This is a genomic window from Caldisericia bacterium (assembly GCA_026414995.1).
Lineage (GTDB): Bacteria > Caldisericota > Caldisericia > B22-G15 > B22-G15 > JAAYUH01.
On record JAOAHY010000001.1, the window covers coordinates 99,331 to 119,384 of the forward strand.

At 27.0% G+C, this 20,054-nt stretch carries 20 protein-coding genes and 4 tRNA genes; 10 read left to right on the forward strand and 14 right to left on the reverse strand.

Going from position 1 to position 20,054, the window contains the following annotated elements:
- Positions 1 to 57 precede the first annotated feature (57 nt).
- The 4 genes from N3D74_00520 to uvrA all read left to right on the forward strand — a co-directional run bounded on the left by N3D74_00520 (position 58) and on the right by uvrA (position 4,096).
- The gene (locus N3D74_00520; GenBank protein MCX8094667.1) at positions 58 to 1,029 is read left to right on the forward strand and encodes a hypothetical protein; all 972 of its coding nucleotides are present in this window, start codon (positions 58 to 60) and stop codon (positions 1,027 to 1,029) included.
- 59 nt (positions 1,030 to 1,088) lie between these two features.
- Positions 1,089 to 1,182, forward strand: a tRNA-Ser gene (locus N3D74_00525).
- A 9-nt stretch (positions 1,183 to 1,191) separates the two neighbouring features.
- Positions 1,192 to 1,268 (forward strand) — tRNA-Arg (locus tag N3D74_00530).
- 5 nt (positions 1,269 to 1,273) lie between these two features.
- Positions 1,274 to 4,096: an excinuclease ABC subunit UvrA gene (gene uvrA / locus N3D74_00535; protein ID MCX8094668.1), complete on the forward strand. Its 2,823-nt coding sequence runs from the start codon at positions 1,274 to 1,276 to the stop codon at positions 4,094 to 4,096.
- A 9-nt stretch (positions 4,097 to 4,105) separates the two neighbouring features.
- Here the strand turns inward: uvrA and N3D74_00540 are convergent, their stop codons facing one another.
- From N3D74_00540 to N3D74_00550, 3 genes are all read right to left on the reverse strand, one after another.
- Positions 4,106 to 4,921, reverse strand: coding sequence for a Spy/CpxP family protein refolding chaperone (locus tag N3D74_00540; protein MCX8094669.1), 816 nt, complete (start codon positions 4,919 to 4,921; stop codon positions 4,106 to 4,108).
- A 54-nt stretch (positions 4,922 to 4,975) separates the two neighbouring features.
- Positions 4,976 to 5,063 (reverse strand) — tRNA-Leu (locus tag N3D74_00545).
- A gap of 2 nt (positions 5,064 to 5,065) precedes the next feature.
- Positions 5,066 to 5,140: transfer RNA gene (locus N3D74_00550), tRNA-Cys, on the reverse strand.
- A gap of 65 nt (positions 5,141 to 5,205) precedes the next feature.
- On the opposite strand from N3D74_00550, the gene N3D74_00555 reads away from it, so the two are divergent.
- From N3D74_00555 to lgt, 5 genes are all read left to right on the forward strand, one after another.
- Entirely contained in the window at positions 5,206 to 5,985 is a 780-nt protein-coding gene (locus tag N3D74_00555) for a TatD family hydrolase (GenBank protein MCX8094670.1), read from the forward strand.
- Positions 5,986 to 6,071: 86 nt separating this feature from the next.
- Positions 6,072 to 7,082: a transporter substrate-binding domain-containing protein gene (locus N3D74_00560; protein ID MCX8094671.1), complete on the forward strand. Its 1,011-nt coding sequence runs from the start codon at positions 6,072 to 6,074 to the stop codon at positions 7,080 to 7,082.
- An 8-nt stretch (positions 7,083 to 7,090) separates the two neighbouring features.
- Positions 7,091 to 7,759 carry an amino acid ABC transporter permease gene (locus N3D74_00565; GenBank protein MCX8094672.1) on the forward strand — a complete coding sequence of 223 codons (669 nt, stop codon included), beginning with the start codon at positions 7,091 to 7,093 and terminating at the stop codon, positions 7,757 to 7,759.
- 13 nt (positions 7,760 to 7,772) lie between these two features.
- The gene (locus tag N3D74_00570) at positions 7,773 to 8,498 is read left to right on the forward strand and encodes an amino acid ABC transporter ATP-binding protein (GenBank protein MCX8094673.1); all 726 of its coding nucleotides are present in this window, start codon (positions 7,773 to 7,775) and stop codon (positions 8,496 to 8,498) included.
- Positions 8,499 to 8,554: 56 nt separating this feature from the next.
- Positions 8,555 to 9,385, forward strand: coding sequence for a prolipoprotein diacylglyceryl transferase (gene lgt / locus N3D74_00575; protein ID MCX8094674.1), 831 nt, complete (start codon positions 8,555 to 8,557; stop codon positions 9,383 to 9,385).
- Here the strand turns inward: lgt and ispE are convergent.
- The 9 genes from ispE to N3D74_00620 are packed head-to-tail and all read right to left on the reverse strand — an operon-like array spanning position 9,267 to position 17,477.
- Positions 9,267 to 10,127: a 4-(cytidine 5'-diphospho)-2-C-methyl-D-erythritol kinase gene (ispE, locus tag N3D74_00580; GenBank protein ID MCX8094675.1), complete on the reverse strand. Its 861-nt coding sequence runs from the start codon at positions 10,125 to 10,127 to the stop codon at positions 9,267 to 9,269. The two genes, lgt and ispE, sit on opposite strands and share 119 nt — an antisense overlap.
- Positions 10,105 to 10,863, reverse strand: a complete 759-nt coding sequence (gene rsmA, locus N3D74_00585) for a 16S rRNA (adenine(1518)-N(6)/adenine(1519)-N(6))-dimethyltransferase RsmA (protein ID MCX8094676.1) — start codon at positions 10,861 to 10,863, stop codon at positions 10,105 to 10,107. The genes ispE and rsmA overlap by 23 nt, the downstream gene beginning before the upstream one ends.
- Positions 10,860 to 11,180, reverse strand: a complete 321-nt coding sequence (locus tag N3D74_00590) for a hypothetical protein (GenBank protein MCX8094677.1) — start codon at positions 11,178 to 11,180, stop codon at positions 10,860 to 10,862. Before N3D74_00590 ends, rsmA begins: the two co-directional genes overlap by 4 nt.
- Positions 11,161 to 11,865 carry a hypothetical protein gene (locus tag N3D74_00595; protein ID MCX8094678.1) on the reverse strand — a complete coding sequence of 235 codons (705 nt, stop codon included), beginning with the start codon at positions 11,863 to 11,865 and terminating at the stop codon, positions 11,161 to 11,163. Before N3D74_00595 ends, N3D74_00590 begins: the two co-directional genes overlap by 20 nt.
- 19 nt (positions 11,866 to 11,884) lie before the next feature.
- Positions 11,885 to 13,150 carry a nucleotide sugar dehydrogenase gene (locus N3D74_00600; GenBank protein ID MCX8094679.1) on the reverse strand — a complete coding sequence of 422 codons (1,266 nt, stop codon included), beginning with the start codon at positions 13,148 to 13,150 and terminating at the stop codon, positions 11,885 to 11,887.
- Positions 13,119 to 14,390 carry a phosphopyruvate hydratase gene (eno, locus tag N3D74_00605; GenBank protein MCX8094680.1) on the reverse strand — a complete coding sequence of 424 codons (1,272 nt, stop codon included), beginning with the start codon at positions 14,388 to 14,390 and terminating at the stop codon, positions 13,119 to 13,121. Before eno ends, N3D74_00600 begins: the two co-directional genes overlap by 32 nt.
- 14 nt (positions 14,391 to 14,404) lie before the next feature.
- The gene (locus N3D74_00610; GenBank protein ID MCX8094681.1) at positions 14,405 to 15,184 is read right to left on the reverse strand and encodes an acyl-CoA dehydratase activase; all 780 of its coding nucleotides are present in this window, start codon (positions 15,182 to 15,184) and stop codon (positions 14,405 to 14,407) included.
- Entirely contained in the window at positions 15,181 to 16,419 is a 1,239-nt protein-coding gene (locus N3D74_00615) for a 2-hydroxyacyl-CoA dehydratase family protein (protein ID MCX8094682.1), read from the reverse strand. The genes N3D74_00610 and N3D74_00615 overlap by 4 nt, the downstream gene beginning before the upstream one ends.
- Complete coding sequence (locus N3D74_00620; protein ID MCX8094683.1) at positions 16,416 to 17,477, reverse strand: 2-hydroxyacyl-CoA dehydratase family protein; 1,062 nt, start codon at positions 17,475 to 17,477, stop codon at positions 16,416 to 16,418. Before N3D74_00620 ends, N3D74_00615 begins: the two co-directional genes overlap by 4 nt.
- Positions 17,478 to 17,549: 72 nt before the next feature.
- Between N3D74_00620 and N3D74_00625 the strand changes: the two genes are divergently transcribed.
- On the forward strand, positions 17,550 to 18,299 hold the full coding sequence (locus N3D74_00625; protein ID MCX8094684.1) for a hypothetical protein: 750 nt from the start codon (positions 17,550 to 17,552) through the stop codon (positions 18,297 to 18,299).
- A gap of 12 nt (positions 18,300 to 18,311) precedes the next feature.
- Here N3D74_00625 and N3D74_00630 read toward each other — a convergent pair whose 3' ends face one another.
- Positions 18,312 to 19,586, reverse strand: coding sequence for a stalk domain-containing protein (locus N3D74_00630; GenBank protein MCX8094685.1), 1,275 nt, complete (start codon positions 19,584 to 19,586; stop codon positions 18,312 to 18,314).
- Positions 19,579 to 20,007 carry an arsenate reductase ArsC gene (locus tag N3D74_00635; protein MCX8094686.1) on the reverse strand — a complete coding sequence of 143 codons (429 nt, stop codon included), beginning with the start codon at positions 20,005 to 20,007 and terminating at the stop codon, positions 19,579 to 19,581. Before N3D74_00635 ends, N3D74_00630 begins: the two co-directional genes overlap by 8 nt.
- Positions 20,008 to 20,054: the final 47 nt, after the last annotated feature.

Consider the following 20,054-nt stretch of genomic DNA (forward strand, 5'->3'; position numbering starts at 1 on the left):
TAATTATGAGTCTTCAATTTAATTATAAATTAAAATTTATAAATTTTGGAGGTAATTATGAAAAAATTATTTAAATTTTTATGTATTTTTTTTATTGTTATATCATTTTCAATAACAAATGTATTTGCATGGTCAACTCATGGAAAAGTTACATATCAAATTATTTATGATATTGACTGGTTAAACAAATTGTCAAACATAACAATAACAGAATATACTTATAAAGATATCGAAACTGAACCATATAACCCTGAATTCGAAATAGAGTATAGAGATGGACCTATTGGAGGAACAACATCTGCTTTAAAAATTTTATCAATTTACACAGATGAGCCAGACTGGGAAATGGATCAAAATTTAAAACTTTCTCCATTTCAAAAAATCACAGGAGGATCATCAGGTTGGAGACATCAATATTTTATAACTCTTTTTGGTATTATAAGATTAGGAAAAGCACCTGATAGGGCACACTATTTTTATAATCTTGCATTAAAAGCTTTTGATAGAGGAGATCTTTATTGGGGGTTTCGATTTTTTGCAAGATCATTACATTATCTTGAAGATTTAACACAACCACTTCATTCTTTTCCTCTTCCATATTCATTTGTTTTAAAAAACATATTAAATTTCAATGGATTAATTAAAATTGGAGAAAATCACCACTATGCTTTAGAAGACTATCAAGAGGTTCAAATTGATATTTTAAGAAATGATTATCTTGAAAAATTATATACTAATGAAACATTTAATGTTCATACAATAAGAAGATTAGGAATTTTGAATGCTTTCAGAGCGAGAAGAGATAGTGGTAAATTTTTTAAAATTCAAGAAAAGTTTTTTGGAAAAGAGATAAATAACAAAAGTGGATTTACAATAAATAAAGATGATTACAGGAAATCAATTGAAAATGAATATCAAAAAGAATATGATGAGTTGATTAAAATACATTTAACCAATTTTGCAAAAACAGTAAATACTGCTTTTAAAATTTTACAAAATGACTTATTAAAAATGGGTATTTTAGATTAGTTTTTATAATATTCATTTACCTTTACAATAAAAATAAATTAATTTATAATTTTAGTTGCGGAGAGATGGCCGAGTGGCTGAAGGCACCTGCCTGCTAAGCAGGTGACGGGGTGAAAACCCCGTTCGCGGGTTCGAATCCCGCTCTCTCCGCCACTTTATTTTGCGCCCATAGCTCAATTGGATAGAGCGGCGGACTACGGATCCGCAGGTTGTGGGTTCAACTCCCGCTGGGCGCGCCATTCACATGAATAATAATTATATATTTGTTAAAGGTGCAAGAGTTCACAATTTAAAGAATATTGATATAAAAATTCCAAGAAATAAATTGGTAGTAATAACTGGATTATCTGGTTCTGGAAAATCTTCGCTTGCTTTTGATACAATTTATGCTGAAGGTCAAAGAAGATATGTAGAATCTTTATCTTCATATGCAAGGCAATTTCTTGAACTTATGGATAAACCTGATGTTGATTTTATTGAAGGCTTATCTCCTGCTATTGCAATAGATCAAAAAGCTACAACACATAATCCAAGATCAACAGTTGGAACAATGACAGAGATTTATGATTATCTAAGACTTCTTTTTGCAAGAATAGGTATACCTCATTGCCCAGAATGTGGTAGAGAAATAAAAAAACAAACACCACAAGAGATTGTTGATAAAATTCTCTCATTACCTAAAAACACAAAGATTATGGTTTTATCTCCAATTGTTGTTGGCAGAAAAGGAGAATATAGAAATCTCTTTGAAAAATTGAGAAAAGATGGTTTCGTAAGAGTTAGAGTTGATAATGTAATTTATACATTAGAAGAAGAAATTTCTCTTGATAAAAATAAAAAACACGATATTGATATTGTTATTGATAGAATAATAATCCAAGATGATATAAAAAATAGATTAACAGATTCAGTTGAACTTTCTTTAAAATACTCTGAAGGACTTGTAAAAATTATTAATGTTGAAAACAATGAAGAAATAATATTTTCATCAAGATTTGCATGTCCTCATTGTGGTATATCTCTTCCTGAAATAGAACCGAGATTGTTTTCTTTTAATTCTCCTTTTGGTGCCTGTGAAGAATGCCAAGGCTTAGGATTTAAAATGGTTGTTGACCCTGATTTAATAATACCAAATAAAAATTTATCAATAAGAGAAGGTGCAATTAAAGTAGCTGGTTTTCAGAGCGAAGATGGGTATACTATAAATATTTTAGATGAACTTCTATCTAACTATGGTTATGATGTGGATACAAAAATAAAAGATTTAGATGATGATATTTTAGATATATTATTATATGGTACAGAAAGTAGATTCTGGTCTTCAAGCAAATTAAGAAGGAGTTCATATAAACATTATATATATTGGGAAGGACTTGTACCAATAATTGAGAGAAGATATAGAGAAACAGAATCTTTTGAAATGAAAGAATATTATGAAAAATTTATGAGATTCTTACCTTGTCCAGTATGCAATGGCAAAAGATTAAAAAAAGAGGCACTTAATGTCAAAATCGGAAATAAAAATATTTCAGAAATTACTGAAATGAATATAGAAGATTGTCTAAATTTTTTTGAGAATCTTAATTTAAATGAAACTCAGAAATTAATCTCTAAACAAATTTTAAAAGAGATAAAAGCAAGACTCAAATTTTTAATTGATGTTGGTTTAAATTATTTAACACTAAACAGAGAATCAAGAACGCTTTCAGGAGGAGAGGCACAAAGAATTAGACTAGCTACTCAAATAGGATCTGGTTTAACTGGAGTACTTTATGTTCTTGATGAACCAACAATAGGTCTTCATTATAGAGATACGAGAAGGCTTCTTGATTCATTAAAGAGATTAAGAGATTTAGGTAACACTTTGATTATTGTTGAGCATGATGAACAAGTAATTAAAGAATCTGATTGGATAATAGATATGGGTCCTGGCGCTGGAGAAAATGGGGGGAAAGTTGTTTTTGAAGGAAGATATAATGAAATATTAAAAGATAACAATTCATTAACTGGCAAATATCTTTCTGGAAAACTGAAAATTGAGATACCGCCAAAAAGAAGAAAAGGAAATGGTAAATTTTTTGAAGTAATAGGAGCAAGTGAGCATAATTTAAAAAATATAAATGTAAAAATACCACTAAATACATTTACTTGTATAACAGGTGTTTCTGGATCAGGTAAATCAACTCTAATATATGATATTTTATTTAAAGGCCTTGTATCTATTTTTTATAATTCAAATGAAAAACCTGGTAAATTCAAAGAGTTTAAAGGAATTGAAAATATTGACAGAGTTGTTCTTGTTGATCAATCACCAATAGGAAGAACTCCAAGATCAAATCCTGCAACATATACAAATGTTTTTACTCCAATCAGAGAACTCTTTTCAAAAACAAGAGAGGCAAGGGAGAGAGGTTATACACCTGGTAGATTTTCTTTTAATGTAAGAGGCGGAAGATGTGAAGCGTGCGAAGGGGCAGGAATTAAAAAAATAGAAATGCAATTTCTTCCTGATGTATATGTTACTTGTGAAGTATGTCAAGGAAAGAGATATAATAGAGAAACCCTTGAAATAGAATGGAAGGGTAAGAACATTTCAGAAGTTTTAAATATGACAGTTGATGAAGCATATGAATTTTTTGAAAATATTGAATCAATAAGAAGAAAATTAAAACTTTTAAAGGATGTTGGACTTGGTTATATAAAACTTGGACAACCTGCACCAACTTTATCTGGTGGAGAAGCGCAGAGGGTTAAACTTGCCTATGAATTATCAAAAAGTTTTAAGGGTCATACCTTATATTTACTTGATGAACCTACAACAGGATTGCATTTTGATGATGTAAAAAAACTTCTTGGAGTTCTAAATAGATTAGTAGAAAAAGGGAACACTGTTATAGTTATAGAACATCATCCAGATGTAATAAAAAGCGCAGATTATATAATAGATCTTGGACCAGAGGGTGGCGATGAGGGTGGATTTATAGTTGGCGAAGGAAGCCCTGAAGAATTAGCAAAAAACAAAAAATCATATACAGGTGAACTATTAAGAAAAATTTTAAATTTATAAAATTAATTATTAAATCAATTTAAAGAAAAATATTGAAGTTGGAGAATTTTTTCTCTGTTCAGGGTTTAAAATTTTAAGAAATTCAAAGTATAAATTTTTTCTTAAAGTTAAAAATTCTCTTTCTAAAAGAATAGATTCGTTAATTAAATTTGATAGGGCTTCTTTATTTAAATTGTCACTTTTTAAAATCTCTCTTTGTTTTTTATTGTTTTCTCTAATTTTTACAAAAAGATCTTTCTCCTTCTCTTTTTGTTTTTCAAATAATTCTTTTAATTTCTTAAACTGTTCGTCTGTCAAATTTAATTTTTTTGAAAGAAATTTTAATTCAAAGTAATGAACAATTTTTATTTTTTTAGAAATATCATCTATTTTTTTATCAATGAAATTTAATTTTAAGATATTTTTTTCTGTTCTTATAAATTCATTAAAGGTTAAGAAGATTTTTCTCTGTTCATTTTTTAAAATTGATAAAATTTCTAAATAACCATCTTTATTTAGATTAAATATATCAATCACATTTTTAATCTGTGATTCAACTATAAGATTTAATTCGTTTTCATTGTAATTTTCTTTTGAAATTAATTCTTTTTCTTTATTATTTGTCTCTTTAATCTTATATAAAATCTCTTGGCTCTTCTCTCTTAAATCTTTAAGTATTTTTGCTATTTTCTCTTTTTGCTCTTGAGTTAAGTTAAGTTTTTTAAAATAAAGTGTTGGTAAATCCCTTTTTGGATTCTTAAATAAATTTGTAGCATAAACACCACTAAATACTAATAACCCTGAAAGTAGAATAATCAAAAAAATTATTAGAATTTTTTCTTTCATGATACCTCACCTCCACCTATTTATACTTTATAAATTTCAATTTTGTTACAACTATGGTGCCGGAGGTGGGAATCGAACCCACACGGACTCATCGTCCGAGGGATTTTAAGTCCCTTGCGTCTGCCTGTTCCGCCACTCCGGCACTGGAGGCGGCACCCGGATTTGAACCGGGGAATAACGGTTTTGCAGACCGTCGCCTTACCACTTGGCTATGCCGCCAACCACTAAGTTTATTTATATCAAACTTATACATTATTTCAAGTTATTTGATAAAATATAAAAATATGGACTATTTTTTTATAGATTCACATATACACCTGGATATGAAAATTTTTGATTCAGATAGAGAAGAAGTGATAAAAAAATCCTTTGAAAATAATGTTAAATATTTTTTGAATGTGGGTTATGATTTTAAATCTTCCATCAATTCAAATAGATTATCACAAATCAATAAATTCATCTTTGCTTCAATTGGTTTTCATCCACATGATGCAAAAGATTTTAAAGAAGAATATTTATTAAAATTTGAAAGATTAATCAAAGAAAATAAGAAAATTATCGCTATAGGAGAAATTGGTCTTGATTACTATAGAAATCTTTCACCAAAAGAAATTCAAATTGAGATTTTTAAAAAACAGATAGAATTTGCTATTGATTTGAATTTACCAATTATTATACATGAAAGAGATAGTTTTTGGGATACTATTGAAATTATAAATAATTATAAAGGAAGGATAAAAGGAGTATTTCATTGCTTTAGTGGCGATATCTCAAAAATAAAAGAAATTATTAAATTAGATTTTTATGTTGGTATAGGAGGTACAATTACTTATCCAAAAAATAATATTTTAAGAGAAACAATTAAAAGAGCGCCTCTTGAAAGAATATTACTTGAAACAGACGCTCCATATCTTCCTCCTCAAAATTTTAGAGGAAAAAGAAATGAACCTAAATTTTTAATATATACTGCCGAATATTTAGCAAAATTAATTAATATACCCTTAGAAAAATTATCTGAAATTACAAATAAAAACTTTTCAGAACTATTTAAAATTAATTTTTAACTCTCCAATAATTTGAATGCCAAAATTCTTGACAATGTAAAAAAATAAAATAATCTAATATTTATAAACCTTTTTAGGAGGTAAAGATGTTAAAGAAATTTTTATTAATTATTTTTATGATTTCTTTTATTGGAATTTTAATTAGTTGTAAATCTGAGAGTCAAACTACTCTCTCAGGTGTTTTAAAAGATGAAAATGGTTCACCTTTAAAAGGTGTAGCAATCAATTTAGACTCACTTTCAACAACTACTAACGATAGAGGTGAATTTGAATTTAAAAACTTAGAAGAGAAAGTTTATAGATTAAGTGTTAATCATGAAGGGTTTTATCCTTTAAATCAAAATATAAATATATCAAAAGGCACAAACAGTGTAAATTTAACACTAAAAATGACAACATTAACAAAAGCAAGAAATAGAGGTTACTTACTTGTTGGTTCAGATGTGACATATCCTCCATTTGAATATATGGAAAATGGAAAACCTGTTGGTTTTGATATTGATTTGATTAATTTAATTGCACAAGGAATGGGTCTTAATGGTGCTCAAATTATTGATACTGCATGGGATGGAATTTTTGCAGCATTAAAAACAGAAAAATTTGATATAATTATTTCTTCTGTAACTATAACTGAAGAAAGAAGAAAAGAGATGCTATTTTCAGATCCATATTATGATTCTGGTCAAATTATTGCTGTAAGAAGAGATGATAACAGAATAAAAAACGAAAATGATCTTATTGGAAAAGTTGTTGGAGTTCAAATAAATACAACAGGAGATTTTACTGCACAAAAACTTTCTGGAATTAAAGAAATTAAAAGATATGATGATATTCAACAAGCATTTCAAGATCTTGAACTTGGAAGAATTGATGCAGTTTTAAATGATTTACCTGTAAATGCCTGGTTTGCAAAAGAAAGAAAAAATGTAAAACTTGTTGGAAAACTTTTAACTATAGAACAATATGGAATTTGTGCTCGTCTTGAAGATCAAACTTTGATTGATGAGATAAATAAATCATTAAAAAATTTAAGGGATAGTGGTAAGTATAGAGAAGTTTATGTGAAGTGGTTTGGTGTTGAACCTCCTCAAAAGTAAGGTTAAAAATGACAGGCCTTGATTTTAGATTATCACTTTTAATTAACTCCATACCAATATTAATAAATGGAGCAAAATTTACTATTTTATTTTCTGTAATTTCAATATTTTTTGGTATAATTATTGGGCTTGGTGCCTCCTTACTTAAAATTTCAAAAAACCCTCTTTTAAAAACTATTGGGAGTACCTATATAGAAGTTATCAGGGGTACTCCCCTTTTACTTCATATTATGGTAGCTTATTATGGACTTGCAGCATTCAATATAAAACTTGATTATTTCACTGCAGGAGTTCTTGCTCTATCGATAAATTCAGGTGCTTATTGTGGAGAAATTTTTAGAGCAGGAATTGAATCGATTGAAAAAGGCCAAATGGAGGCAGCAAGATCTGTCGGAATGACATATGGTCAAGCAATGAGATATGTTATTCTTCCACAAGCATTTAAAAGAGTTATTCCACCTTTAACAAACGAATTTGTTGCAATGCTTAAAGATTCATCTTTACTTTCAATAATTGCAGTTCCAGAATTATTAAGAAATGCTAGACAACTTATGGGTACAAAAGCAAATGTTTGGACTCCACTTATTGGTGCTGCACTTATATATCTTGTATTAACTCTTCCACTGACTCGACTTGCATATATTTTAGAAAGGAGGATGGCAAAAGGTGGCATATAATAACAATAATGTTATTTTGAAGATAAGAAATTTATATAAGCATTTTGGTAAATTAGATGTTTTAAAAAATATTAATTTAGATTTACATAAACAGGAGGTTCTTGTAATCATTGGTCCATCAGGTGCAGGTAAATCTACACTTATCAGATGTATTAATAGATTAGAAGAACCAACCTCAGGAGATATATATTTTGATGGAGAAAAAATTGATAGAAACACAGATTATAATAAGTTAAGAGAAAGAATTGGAATGGTTTTTCAAAGATTTAATTTATTTTATCATCTAACTGCACTCGAAAATATAACACTACCTTTAAAAGTTGTAAAGAAGAAATCAGAAGAAGAAGCAAAAAAAATTGCATTTGAATATCTCGAAAAGGTAGGACTTAAAAATAGAGCAAATCACTATCCAATACAACTTTCAGGAGGAGAACAACAAAGAGTTGCAATTGCTAGAGCATTAGCACTTCAACCAGATATTATGCTTTTCGACGAACCAACTTCAGCAATTGATGTTGAGTTAATAAAAGATGTTCTTGATGTTATGAAGGTTCTTGCAAGAGATGGAATGACAATGATTGTTGTTTCACATGAAATGGGTTTCGCAAAAGAAGTAGGTGATAGAATAATATTTATGGATAAGGGCGAAATTGTAGAAGAGGGTGAACCTGAAGAATTTTTTAAAAATCCAAAAACAGAAAGAGCAAAACAATTCCTTTCCAGAATAATTAATATTTAACAAAACTAATTTCATTGTATAATTAAATTTGACTTCTTTTTTAAAGGAGAGATAAAATGTATCCAATATTTATTAGAATTGGAGATTTTGCAATTAGATGGTATGGAGTTATGATTGCTCTTTCAGTTATAATTGGAATTATTTACTCATATAGAGAGTTTAAAAAAATTGGTATTAATGATGATACTTTTTACGATTATGTCATATGGTTGATAATTTTTGGTGTTCTTGGAGCAAGATTATTTTATATTCTCTTTAACACACCTTTATATTATTTTAAAAACCCACTTAGAATATTTTATTTATGGGAAGGTGGTCTATCTTATTTAGGTATAGTAGTTATAGGTTATATTTTTTCATATTATTATTGGAAAAAAAGAGGAAATTTATTTTATAAAGTTGCTGATATAGCATCAATACCTCTTGCTTTAGGTTGGGGTATTGGAAGAATTGGTTGCACTCTTAATGGATGCTGTTATGGAAAACCCACTGGTCTACCTTTTCCATTTTCTATAACATTTACAAATCCAGAATCATTTGCTGCAATAGGAATATCAAGATATCCAACTCAACCTCTACTCTCAATTCTCGGTTTTATAACTTTTTTTGTTCTTTTAAAATTAAAAGGGAAAATTAAAATTGATGGTGCAATATTTAGCTTATTTTTGGTTTTTTATGGAGCTTCAACTTTTATAGTAGAGTTTTTAAGAGGAGATCACTTTCCTATATTTGGATTAACTCCTGCTCAATGGGGCGTTTTTCCTATACTTATATTTGCATATCTATTCTATAAATCTTCTCCCACCCTAAAACATGAAAAAGAAAAACATCAAACTGAAACTTTTTTAGAAACTCAGCTTGAGAATAAAGATGATGAGGTGAATTAAAGAAACAAACAAATGAAGAGCCACTTCCAGACATAACAACATTTATTGAAAAGTGTTTCAATAAAATTTCTTTTAATTCTTTTAATTCGGGTTTTATTTTAAAAGAATATTCTTCAAGATCATTTTTTAAATATTGAATAAAATCATTACCTAACAAAATTTTATCAAGAACTTTATCAGTTATAATATCTTTTTTTATAATTTTATCTATTGATCTATAAACATCTTTTGTTGAGACTCTAATTTTTGGATAAACAACCGAAAAGAAAAATTCTCTATCTTTAGCATATACAGGAAATACCTTTTCACCCTTCCCCTCAATTAGTAATAATTTTTCATCTCTTAAAAAAAGATTAACATCAGATCCTAATTCTTTCCCTATATCTAATAAAGTATCTTCATCAAGTGGACCTTTATAAATTTGATTTAAAGATTTTAAAACCCTAGCAGCATTAGAACTTCCTCCACCAAGACCGCTACCAATTGGTATATTTTTCCTAATTTTTATTATTATTTCATCCTTCAATTTTGTTTTTTCAAAAAATTTTTTCTTTGCTTTTTCAACAATATCGTTTTCTATAACTATATTTTCATAGATAACTTTATTTTCCCCAAACTCAAAATATATTTCATCATAAAGAGGAATTTTCAAAACAAGACTTTTAATTGAGTGATATCCATCAGGAAGTTTCGATAGAATATCAAGAGTTAAATTTATTTTAGCTTCTGATAAAAATTTCATATAAATTTAAAAAATCTTCTACTTTTAGATTTTCGGGTCTTAAATTTAAATCAATTGATAAATTTTCAGTTATTAACTTTGATATAACTTTATTTAATTTTTTTCTTCTTTTTGAAAATATCTCTTTTAAAAATTTCTCATAATGTTCGAAATCTTCTTCCCATAATTTTTTTCTTTTAAAATAAATAAAAATAGAATCAACATCAGGTCTCGGATAAAAATTATTTTTGCTAAAAATTTTTATTGCTTTCAAATCAAAAAAGGTCTGTAAAAATATTGATATAGCACCATAATTTTTTGAGTTTTCTTTTGCTGTAATTCTTTCTCCTAATTCTTTCTGAATCATAAAGTATCCATCTATTAAACCATTAATTTTTGAACATTTCTTTAAAATTTCAGTAGATATTGAATATGGAAGATTTGAGAAAAATCTAAATTTTTCTGGAAAATTTTCTTCTTTTAAAAAATCCATAAATTTAATTTCAATATTTTTATAAAAAATTATATTTTCATTTATTATATCTTTTAATCTTTCATCTATTTCGTAAGTAACTACTTTTTTAACTCTTTTTGCAATTTCTTTTGTTAAATCTCCTGTACCAGTTCCGACTTCAATTATTATGTCATCTTCACTAAAGTCTGTTAGATTTATTAATTCTTCACGTTTTCCAACAAAAAAATTTTGGCCTAAACTCTTCTTGAATTTAAATTTTTTAAAAAAATCTTTTTTGTTCAAATTTTAAACTCTTCAGAAATATCACCAATAATGGGGATTTTATAAAATTTTCCAAGAAGTGCTTCAATAAATGCATAAAGTGCTACTAAAAATATTATAACACCAATTATGTATTTAAAGATCCATCCAATCAAAGGAATTTTACCAAGAACCCAAATCACTACTTCAAAAATGAAAAGAACAAAACCTTGTTTTGCATGCGAATGTACAAATTGATCATCTTTAACAAGAACAAGAGGTATAATGAAAAGTAGTGGAATATAACTGATAGCTGAAATTATTCTTCTTTCATCTTCTTTATCTATTTTTATCTCCATTTCTCTTTCTCCTTTTATTTTTGCTTTCTTTTAATTTTTTAATCTCTTTCTCTAGTTCGTCTATCTTTCTTAAAAGATAATCATTCTTTTCTTCAAGAGTTGTATCAAGATAAAGATCTGGTACGATTGGTAAATTAAAATTTATTTCATCATCATATTCACTAATATCTTCATAGGGTATTGTATTTATATCTTGTATTATTTGTATCATTCTTCTTTCTTTTAATTCCTCTTCATCTTCAATATCTTTATTTATTTTGTTCAAGAGAACAGTTGGAACAAAAATTACTATTTTTCCGTCTTCAGTTTTACCAATTGTTCCATATCTCTCTTTGAAATCAAGAATAAATGAAGGTGAAACCATATAAACATCATTATCTTCATCAACAAAAACAACAGATGCCTTTATTGGTTTTTTCTTTTTCAATTCATCAAATTTTTTTATAAAATCTTTAATATAATCGCTTTCAATTATTACACATTTATCTCCGAAATGATAAGAATTGAAAAATTTAAAATGTTTATTCATTCCTTTTATTATAGAATGTGTTTTAAGTAATATAAAAAATGAATTAGAATTTACATAATAACTATTTCTATCAATTTTTACTATCTTTTCAATCTCATCTGAAAATGTTTCTTTTAAAGTTCTTTTTAGTAAAAGTTTTACATCTTCTTTTATCATAAGTTATATTTTACCACAATTAAAATGAAATAGTGTATTTTGTTTTTGGTAGAATTCCAAAAGGATCAAGTATAGGTTTTTTAATTTCTAATAATATTTCATATGGAATACCTGAATGATTTGTACCTATTACAATTAAATCGTAACTCTTCAATTTTGTCTTTGTAATTTTCTCACTTAATAAAATTTTATTTTTTATTTTTATCTTCTCAATAAATGGATCATAATATGAGACCATTATACCTTTGTTTAAAAGAATTTCTATAAATTTTATTGGTTGGGAATTTCTTATATCATTAACATCTTTCTTATAAGTAATACCTATTATAAAAACTTTTTTCTTTTTTAGATAATTTTTAATCTTTTCAAACCAAAAATATGGCATACTTTTATTTATTAAATTTGAATATTCGATAGAAGAAAATTTAAACCCAAACTTTTTTCCTCTTTCAAGAAGAAAAATTGGAACTGTTGGTATACAATCACCCCCAACTCCCCAATTTGGATAAAATGGAACAAATCCATATGGTTTTGTTTTAGCTCCTTCTATTATTTCAAATACATCAACACCATCCTTTGATGTAAGTTTTGCAAATTCATTTATGAATGAGATATTTACAAATCTAAAACTATTCTCAAGAAGTTTAATATATTCTGCAACTTTTGTTGATGAAACAGGTATAACTCTATAAAAAATGTGAGAATAAAAGAATGTGCCCAAAGCAAGAGAGTTTTCATCTATTCCACTTATAATTTTAGGGATTTCTTCAACTGGATAATCACTTCCTGGGTTAATTCTCTCAGGTGAAAAACATAAATAAAAATTTTTTCCACTTTTTTTGAGTTTTGGGTAAATTAACTCTTCTGTTGTTCCAGGTGGTAAAGTACTTTCAATAATAATAAGAGTTCCATCTTTTAGATTCTTTCTTATATCTCTTATTGCCTTTAAAACAAATTTTAATTCCGGTGATTCACTCTCGTTTAATGGAGTCGGAACTGATATTATAAATATATCAACATTTTCAAGATCTTTAATTTTATTTGTAGGTAAAAAACTATTATTCAAAAAAATTTGTATATCATCACTTTTTATATCAACTAAATATGATTTTCCTTTTTTTAATAAGTTTATCTTCTCAAGAGAAATATCATATCCAATTACTTTAAAACCTTTTTTTAAAATTGTTATAGCTAAAGTTAATCCAACATAACCTAAACCAATTACACCTATTGAGCTTTCCTTATTCTTAATTCTATTTTTTAATTCTAAGAAACTCTCTTCCATATTTTGCTTTATCCTTTAATTCATCTTCAATAGTTATTAATCTGTTATATTTTGCCACTCTTTCTCCTCTTGCGGGAGCACCAGTCTTAATCTGAAAACTTTGAGTTGCAACTGAAAAATCTGCAATAAAACTATCTATTGTTTCTCCAGACCTATGAGATATCATATAGTTATAACCATATTTTCTTGCTATATTTATAACTTCAAGTGTCTCTGTGAGTGTTCCAATTTGATTTAATTTAATAAGGATAGCATTTCCTATTCCATTTTCAATTCCAAAAAGGAATTTTTCTTTGTTAGTAACAAAAATATCATCACCAACAATTTGAATTTTGTTTTTTACCTCTTTTGTAAAATTTTTCCATGAATCGTAATCTTCCTCATCAAATGGATCTTCAATAGAAATTATTGGATACTTTTCAATCAATCTAAGATAATATTCTTTTAACTCTTCACCTTCTATTTCTTTACCTTCAAATATGTATTTTCCATTTTTATAAAAACTTGATGCTGCACAATCAAGAGCAATAAAAATTTCTTCACCTAATTTATATTTTGCATTATCAATTGCTTCAATAATTAGTCTAATTGCTTCTTCATTGTTTTTAAGAATTGGAGAAAAGCCACCCTCATCTCCAATGCCTGTTGAGAGTTCTTTTTTCTTTAAAACTTCTTTTAATTTCATATAAATTTCTGCACCTGCTCTAATTGCTTCTTTAAAAGAATTGAATCCATAAGGAACTATCATAAATTCCTGAATGTCAAGATTATTTTCCGCATGTTTACCACCATTTATGATATTTAAAAATGGAATTGGAAGAACATTCGCAAATAAACCTCCTATATATTTGTATAAAGGAATCCCTAAACACAAACTTCCAGTTCTTGCAACAGCTAAAGATACACCCAGAATAGCATTTGCCCCAATATTACTTTTATTTTTAGATTCATCAAGATTTATCATCCTCCTATCAATTTCCTCTTGATCTAAAACATCCATCCCAAGAATTTCAGGTGCAATAAATAGTTCTATGTTTTTAATTGCTTTTTGTACCCCCTTTCCAAAAAATCTCTCATCTTCATCTCTTAATTCAACTGCCTCATACTTCCCTTTAGAAGCACCAGATGGAACTTGAGCAATTCCCTTAAATCCAGAAATTGTTGTAACTTCAACTTCAAGAGTTGGATTTCCTCTTGAGTCTAAAATCTCTCTTCCCTTCACTTCAATAATCTCTTCCATAAATTCCCTCCTATTTATGATTCTATTGAATAAATTGCAGCTCCAATTGCGCCAATTATCTGAGGATTTTCAGGAACATTTATTTTTACCTTTAATAAATCCTCCAATGCTTTAACAACACCGCTATTTTTTGCAACTCCTCCTGTCATAGTTATTTCTTCTTCATAATTTACTCTTTTTAAAAGAGTAGCTGCTCTTTTTGCAACAGAATAGTTTAAGCCTCTAATTATATCTTCCTTATTTACTCCCTCATGAATTAAAGATATAATTTCAGATTCTGCAAAAACAGTACATATATTAGAAATTTCTATTAATTTTTTAGATTTCTCATGTAGAGTACCAAAATCTTTAAGGTCAATTTGAAGTGCATGAGACATAACTTCAAGAAATCTTCCGGTTCCTGCAGCACATTTATCATTCATTACAAAATCTAAAACATTTCCATTTTCTGCTAGTTTAATTGCTTTACTATCTTGTCCACCAATATCAATTATAGTTTTTGTTTTTGGAAACAAAAATTTTGCACCTTTTGCATGACAAGAGATTTCTGTTTTTGTTAAATTAGTAAAATCAACACTAATTCTTCCATAACCTGTTGCAAGTATTTTTTCAATATCTTTTCTTTCAATTTTATTTTCTTTTAAAATTTCTTCTAACAGTTTAATTGCGGTACTATTTCCATTTACACCAGTTGGTGCAATTTTGTAACTTATTATATTTAATTTACTATCTTTTTTTAAAATAACAACTTTTGTTGCAACAGAACCTATATCAATACCAACATAATAACTCATCCTAAAACCTCCAGAAAACCTTCAACCCTTGTTTTAATTTGTTCTTTTGGATAGTTTGTTTCATCAACTAAGTCTCCATCAATAATTATAGTTGGAATTCCAAAATTTATTAATTTTTTTCTTAATAAATATGAACTTCCTGCTCCTTGTCGACAACCCCATTGATTAAAAATTACAACCCCATCTATTTTATATTCTTCAATAAATTTTATAGCAGTTCTAAATCTTTCATCTAAATTAGAGAAAATTTTATAATTAATAAGTTTTTTTGCAATTGAAATAAATGGATCATGCTTATCAAACTCATCCCAATAAACATTACTAGTTTCTTCAAAAACAATATATGCTCCCTTATTATTAAGAAAATCAAAAAGGTCAACTTTAAAATATGGTCCTAGATGCATCCAAAAGATTCTTCTCTTTACTTTTATTTCATAACCTTCTTCATATAAAATTTTAAGTTTATCTCTTAGTAATTTAAAGAAATCTCTTCCATATTCTGAACCAAATGCAGAAAATATCATTCCAAGGTATCCTAAAAATTTTCTTCCATCAATTAATACTTTCCTTTTTCTTAAATCATTTATTTCAATAAGATATTTTCTTGCCTCATTTGAAAATTCAATTGCTTTCTCAAGATTTTTAATTGGATTTTTAACTTTAAATTCTTTAGCAAGATAAAAAAATAGATCTGATAGTTTTTTTGAAAGATAATTTATGCTTTCCTCACTATTATCTTCTGGTATATCAATAACAAAATATTCACCACCAAAAATTTTTGAAATAAGATAAAAAGAGTGAATGGCTGAATGGCAAGGTTTATCTGTTGAGACAATATAAGTAGGTTTTGGCAAAAATCCCATTTTTATAAGACCTATTAAATTTCTATGCACACTACAACTATCTTTTGAAAATAAAATTTCATCGCTCTCAAAAAGTGTAGAATTACTTATTCCAAAATTTGCACTAACTGCTGAAGCAACTTCTGGAAGAATTGGAAATGTATCTAAAGCAAAAAATAGTTCAGTAGGTGTAAAAACATTTGTCATTACAACTTTACTATTTTTACCAAAATTTTTCTTTAATAAATCTAAAGAAAATCTAATTGATATCTTTCCAATTTCATCTGGTCTCAATATTTGATTTAATACTCCATATATTAGTGAATAAATAAATTTTTTCTTCAAAATTTTTTGAAAAAACTCAGGGGATACTTTTGAAATTTCAATTTTCATTTTATCATCTCCATAAATGCTTCAATTCTTGTTCTGATTTGACCTTTTATATTCATAGAATAATCATCTTCAATTATAAGTAATGGAATTTTTTCTTTATTTAATTTATCTTTTATAAGAGGTAAATAAAATATTAAAGGATCACAATATTTTAAATTATAAACAATAACTCCATTCAAAGACAACTCTTTGCATCTTGTAACAATTTTCTCAATTTTATTATCTAAAACTCTTCTTCTAACACATCCTTCTCTTTTTAAATAATATTTTGCTAAAGAGTATAATGGGTCTTTTAAATAATCATTGATCAATTCTAAATTTTTATTACCAAAACATGAATCTTCATAGTAAATTTCGTATCCTAACGATTCAACATACTCAATAAAGTTCAATGGATAAATAGTTGAAAAAAGATAAAATTTTCCACTTTTAAGTTGTGAAACTATTTCTTTGAATTCAAAATCAAGTTTTAGAAATTCTTCGATATCGATTGTTTGGAAAATTAAATTTAAATATAAGGCATGTAGTGTCAAATTTTTACTTTTAAATTCATCCAATAATTTTTTAAGTTTATTTCTTCCCTCATTAAATAAATTAATAGAATGAATCAATTTATCTTTATCTATATTACCACTCAATTCTTTAAAAAGATTTTCAAATTGAAATTTAAGATATTTTATATCATTTTCATTTTCATTAAAAGGTACTTTTAGGTAAAAACTTCTATCTACAAATCCTAAATCCTTATAAACTTCATAAATTCTCCTTGAAGAATCACATCCATCTGTAAAAATAAAGTTCTTTTTATCTAAATTATTTCTTATAAAAAATTCGATTGTGCTCTTTAAATATGGACATATATATTTTGGAGAAACTTCATCTGAATATAAAAATTGAGTTGATTCAGTAATAAATCTTATTGGTTTAAAATTTGATGCTTTAATTATTTCAATTGGAACATAAGAACAGAAATAAAAAAAGGAATCTTTATCATTAAAATTTTTTTTAAAATTTTCAATAAAAAATGTTTTTATTTCACTTAATTCTTTAAAATTCATATTAAATATTATAACCTAATTTTTATGGTATATTTAAAAAGATAAAACTTAAAAAAATAAAAAGGAGGCAAGATGAAAGGAATAGTTGTTTTAAGACCATCAATGTCAAAAAGATTAATCGCAAAAGGTGTAAAAGAACTTTTAAATTCAATGGGTGTTTTAAATAAAGGAATAGTATTTATTGGATTAGGTTCAACAAATAGTTTTATTGTTGAAGAGATTCTTGAAAAAAATTTCGAAAAAGAAAAATATATGGCAGGATATATTGGAGATTGTAAACTTTCAGTTCTTGATAAAGATATTAGATTAAATCCAATAATTTTGGTAGATGGAAAACCATCTAATGAAAATCCAGATGAAGTTATAAAAAGAATGGGGAAAAATGATGTTTTTATTAAAGGAGCAAATGCAATTGACCCTGAAGGAAATATTGGTGTAATAGTTGCAGACAAAAATGGTGGAACAGTTGGGAGGTATATTGGAACAATTCTTGCAAGAGGAGTTAAGTGGATTGCGCCAGTAAGTTTAGGCAAACTTATACCAGATGTTATTGAAGCATCTTATTTTGCTAAAATAGAAGAAATTGATTTAAGTATGGGTCTACCTTCAGCAATATTTCCAATTGTCAATGCTCTACCATTTAATGAAATTGACGCATTTGAAATTCTTTTTGAAGTTGATGCAGTTCTACTTGCAAAAGGTGGACTTTGGGAAGATGAAGGTTCAATAGTAATTGGAATAGAAGGCGAAGAGAAAAATGTTAAAAAAGCATTTGAGTATATAGAATCAATTAAAGGGGAATCATTACCAAAAAATAAATAATATATTCAATTATTAATCTTTTGGATATGTTATAGTTATTGTCTTACTGTTTTGGTCCCATTCAACTTTACATCCAAGATTCTCTGCAACAAATCTTACTGGTAACATTGTTCTACCAGAAATAATTAAAGGAACAACCTTCGGGTTATTTGGATCAATAGGTGTCTCAACACCATTAACTCTTCCTTTATTTTTACCAATCCAGAGTTCAATAAATTTTTCTTTAAGAGAGATTGTTACTTTTCTCTCATTCTGATCCCAAGTAATTTCTCCTCCTAATGGTTCCAAAACATATCTTATTGAAAGATAGGTTCTTCCTTCAATAATTTGTGGTGCAACATCTATTTCTTTCTGAAAATCATTTATTTGTATTGTTTTACTACCAATTTGAAATTTAAGAATTTTTCTTTTTATGTAAGTTACTTTGTAGATTTCTTCTTTTTCATTGTTCAATTTATCAATTAGTTTAAATTTTAATTCATTAATACCTTCTTTTAAAAATAAAAAGGTCTCAAAATTTCCATTATTGTCAAATTTTAATTCAATGTTATTAAGAGATGCATATTTTACACCAATTCCTTCGTCAGATACTTTACCAGTAATTTTTAAATTTTCATCGTATGTATCTAAAGGAATTTTGGTTGTCAGTTTAGGTGGAGTTTTATCAAGAAAAACAACTAAACTTAAAGAGGATATATTTCCTCTATTATCTTCTGCAGTAATTATAAATTCGTTTTTACCTTCAACCAATTTATAATTTGCATCAAAAGATGAACAGCCACATTGATTTATTTTCACTCCATTAACAAGAAGGTTTTTAAGACCACTCATGTTGTCCCTGACACCAATCAAAATATACAAATTTTCGTCGTTAGTATAAAAATTATTTTGTTCTGGTTTAACAATTCTTAATTCAGGAGGTTTGTCATCAACAATTTTTATTGAGACAATATTAGAGGGCTCTGAATATTTACCATCTTTATCGACAGCTTTTACCATATAATAATAGGTTTTATCAAGAAAAATTGAATAATCAAGATAATACATTTGATCTTTGCTATATGTTCTGCCCAGAAAAGAGAGATTTTTTTCATTCTCACCTTTATATACTTCAAAATATTGAATTGTTTCATCAGATTTTTCAATTTCCCATGTTAATCTTATTTTGTAGTCTTCCTGAACTGCCCTTAGATTAACTGGTTTTGAGGGATAAGTTTTTGAGACTAAATTTTCTACTAATAAAATTGATATTACAAATATTAAAATAATAAAATTTTTCTTAATCATCTAAACCTCCAAATTTTTTAAATATGAACTCTTTAATTTTATCTCTTACTTCTCTAAATTTATTTAATTTTTCTTCTTTACTACCTTCAAATGAAGATGGATCTTCAAAACTATAATGAAGATATTCTTTAGCTCCTGGAAAAAAAGGGCAGTTCTCCTTAGCACTGTCACATACAGTAACAACATAATCAAATTTCTCTCCCTTAAATTCTAAAATGCTTTTTGATCTATAGTTTGAGATATCTATTCCAATTTCTTTCATAACTTCAATTGCCAAAGGGTTAACATTTGTTGGTTTAGTTCCAGCGCTGAAACCAATATATTTATTTTTTAAAAAATGATTTATTAATCCTTCAGCAATTTGAGATCTTGCTGAATTATGAGTACAAATGAATAAAACTCTTTTCTTATTTTTCTCCATCTTATTTTTATTATACCAACTTTTTTATTCTTAAAATGTTATAAATT

Excerpts from the sequence above, each read along its gene's own strand:
- N3D74_00540 (MCX8094669.1), bottom strand. The coding sequence starts at position 4,921 with ATGAAAGAAAAAATTCTAATAATTTTTTTGATTATTCTACTTTCAGGG.
- N3D74_00595 (MCX8094678.1), bottom strand. The coding sequence starts at position 11,865 with ATGATAAAAGAAGATGTAAAACTTTTACTAAAAAGAACTTTAAAAGAA.
- N3D74_00560 (MCX8094671.1), top strand. The coding sequence starts at position 6,072 with ATGTTAAAGAAATTTTTATTAATTATTTTTATGATTTCTTTTATTGGA.
- ispE (MCX8094675.1), bottom strand. The coding sequence starts at position 10,127 with ATGAAATTTTTATCAGAAGCTAAAATAAATTTAACTCTTGATATTCTA.
- N3D74_00625 (MCX8094684.1), top strand. The coding sequence starts at position 17,550 with ATGAAAGGAATAGTTGTTTTAAGACCATCAATGTCAAAAAGATTAATC.
- N3D74_00555 (MCX8094670.1), top strand. The coding sequence starts at position 5,206 with ATGGACTATTTTTTTATAGATTCACATATACACCTGGATATGAAAATT.
- N3D74_00520 (MCX8094667.1), top strand. The coding sequence starts at position 58 with ATGAAAAAATTATTTAAATTTTTATGTATTTTTTTTATTGTTATATCA.
- N3D74_00615 (MCX8094682.1), bottom strand. The coding sequence starts at position 16,419 with ATGAAAATTGAAATTTCAAAAGTATCCCCTGAGTTTTTTCAAAAAATT.
- lgt (MCX8094674.1), top strand. The coding sequence starts at position 8,555 with ATGTATCCAATATTTATTAGAATTGGAGATTTTGCAATTAGATGGTAT.
- N3D74_00600 (MCX8094679.1), bottom strand. The coding sequence starts at position 13,150 with ATGGAAGAGAGTTTCTTAGAATTAAAAAATAGAATTAAGAATAAGGAA.
- N3D74_00590 (MCX8094677.1), bottom strand. The coding sequence starts at position 11,180 with ATGGAGATAAAAATAGATAAAGAAGATGAAAGAAGAATAATTTCAGCT.
- N3D74_00620 (MCX8094683.1), bottom strand. The coding sequence starts at position 17,477 with ATGAATTTTAAAGAATTAAGTGAAATAAAAACATTTTTTATTGAAAAT.
- N3D74_00635 (MCX8094686.1), bottom strand. The coding sequence starts at position 20,007 with ATGGAGAAAAATAAGAAAAGAGTTTTATTCATTTGTACTCATAATTCA.
- uvrA (MCX8094668.1), top strand. The coding sequence starts at position 1,274 with ATGAATAATAATTATATATTTGTTAAAGGTGCAAGAGTTCACAATTTA.
- N3D74_00565 (MCX8094672.1), top strand. The coding sequence starts at position 7,091 with ATGACAGGCCTTGATTTTAGATTATCACTTTTAATTAACTCCATACCA.
- eno (MCX8094680.1), bottom strand. The coding sequence starts at position 14,390 with ATGGAAGAGATTATTGAAGTGAAGGGAAGAGAGATTTTAGACTCAAGA.
- N3D74_00630 (MCX8094685.1), bottom strand. The coding sequence starts at position 19,586 with ATGATTAAGAAAAATTTTATTATTTTAATATTTGTAATATCAATTTTA.
- N3D74_00610 (MCX8094681.1), bottom strand. The coding sequence starts at position 15,184 with ATGAGTTATTATGTTGGTATTGATATAGGTTCTGTTGCAACAAAAGTT.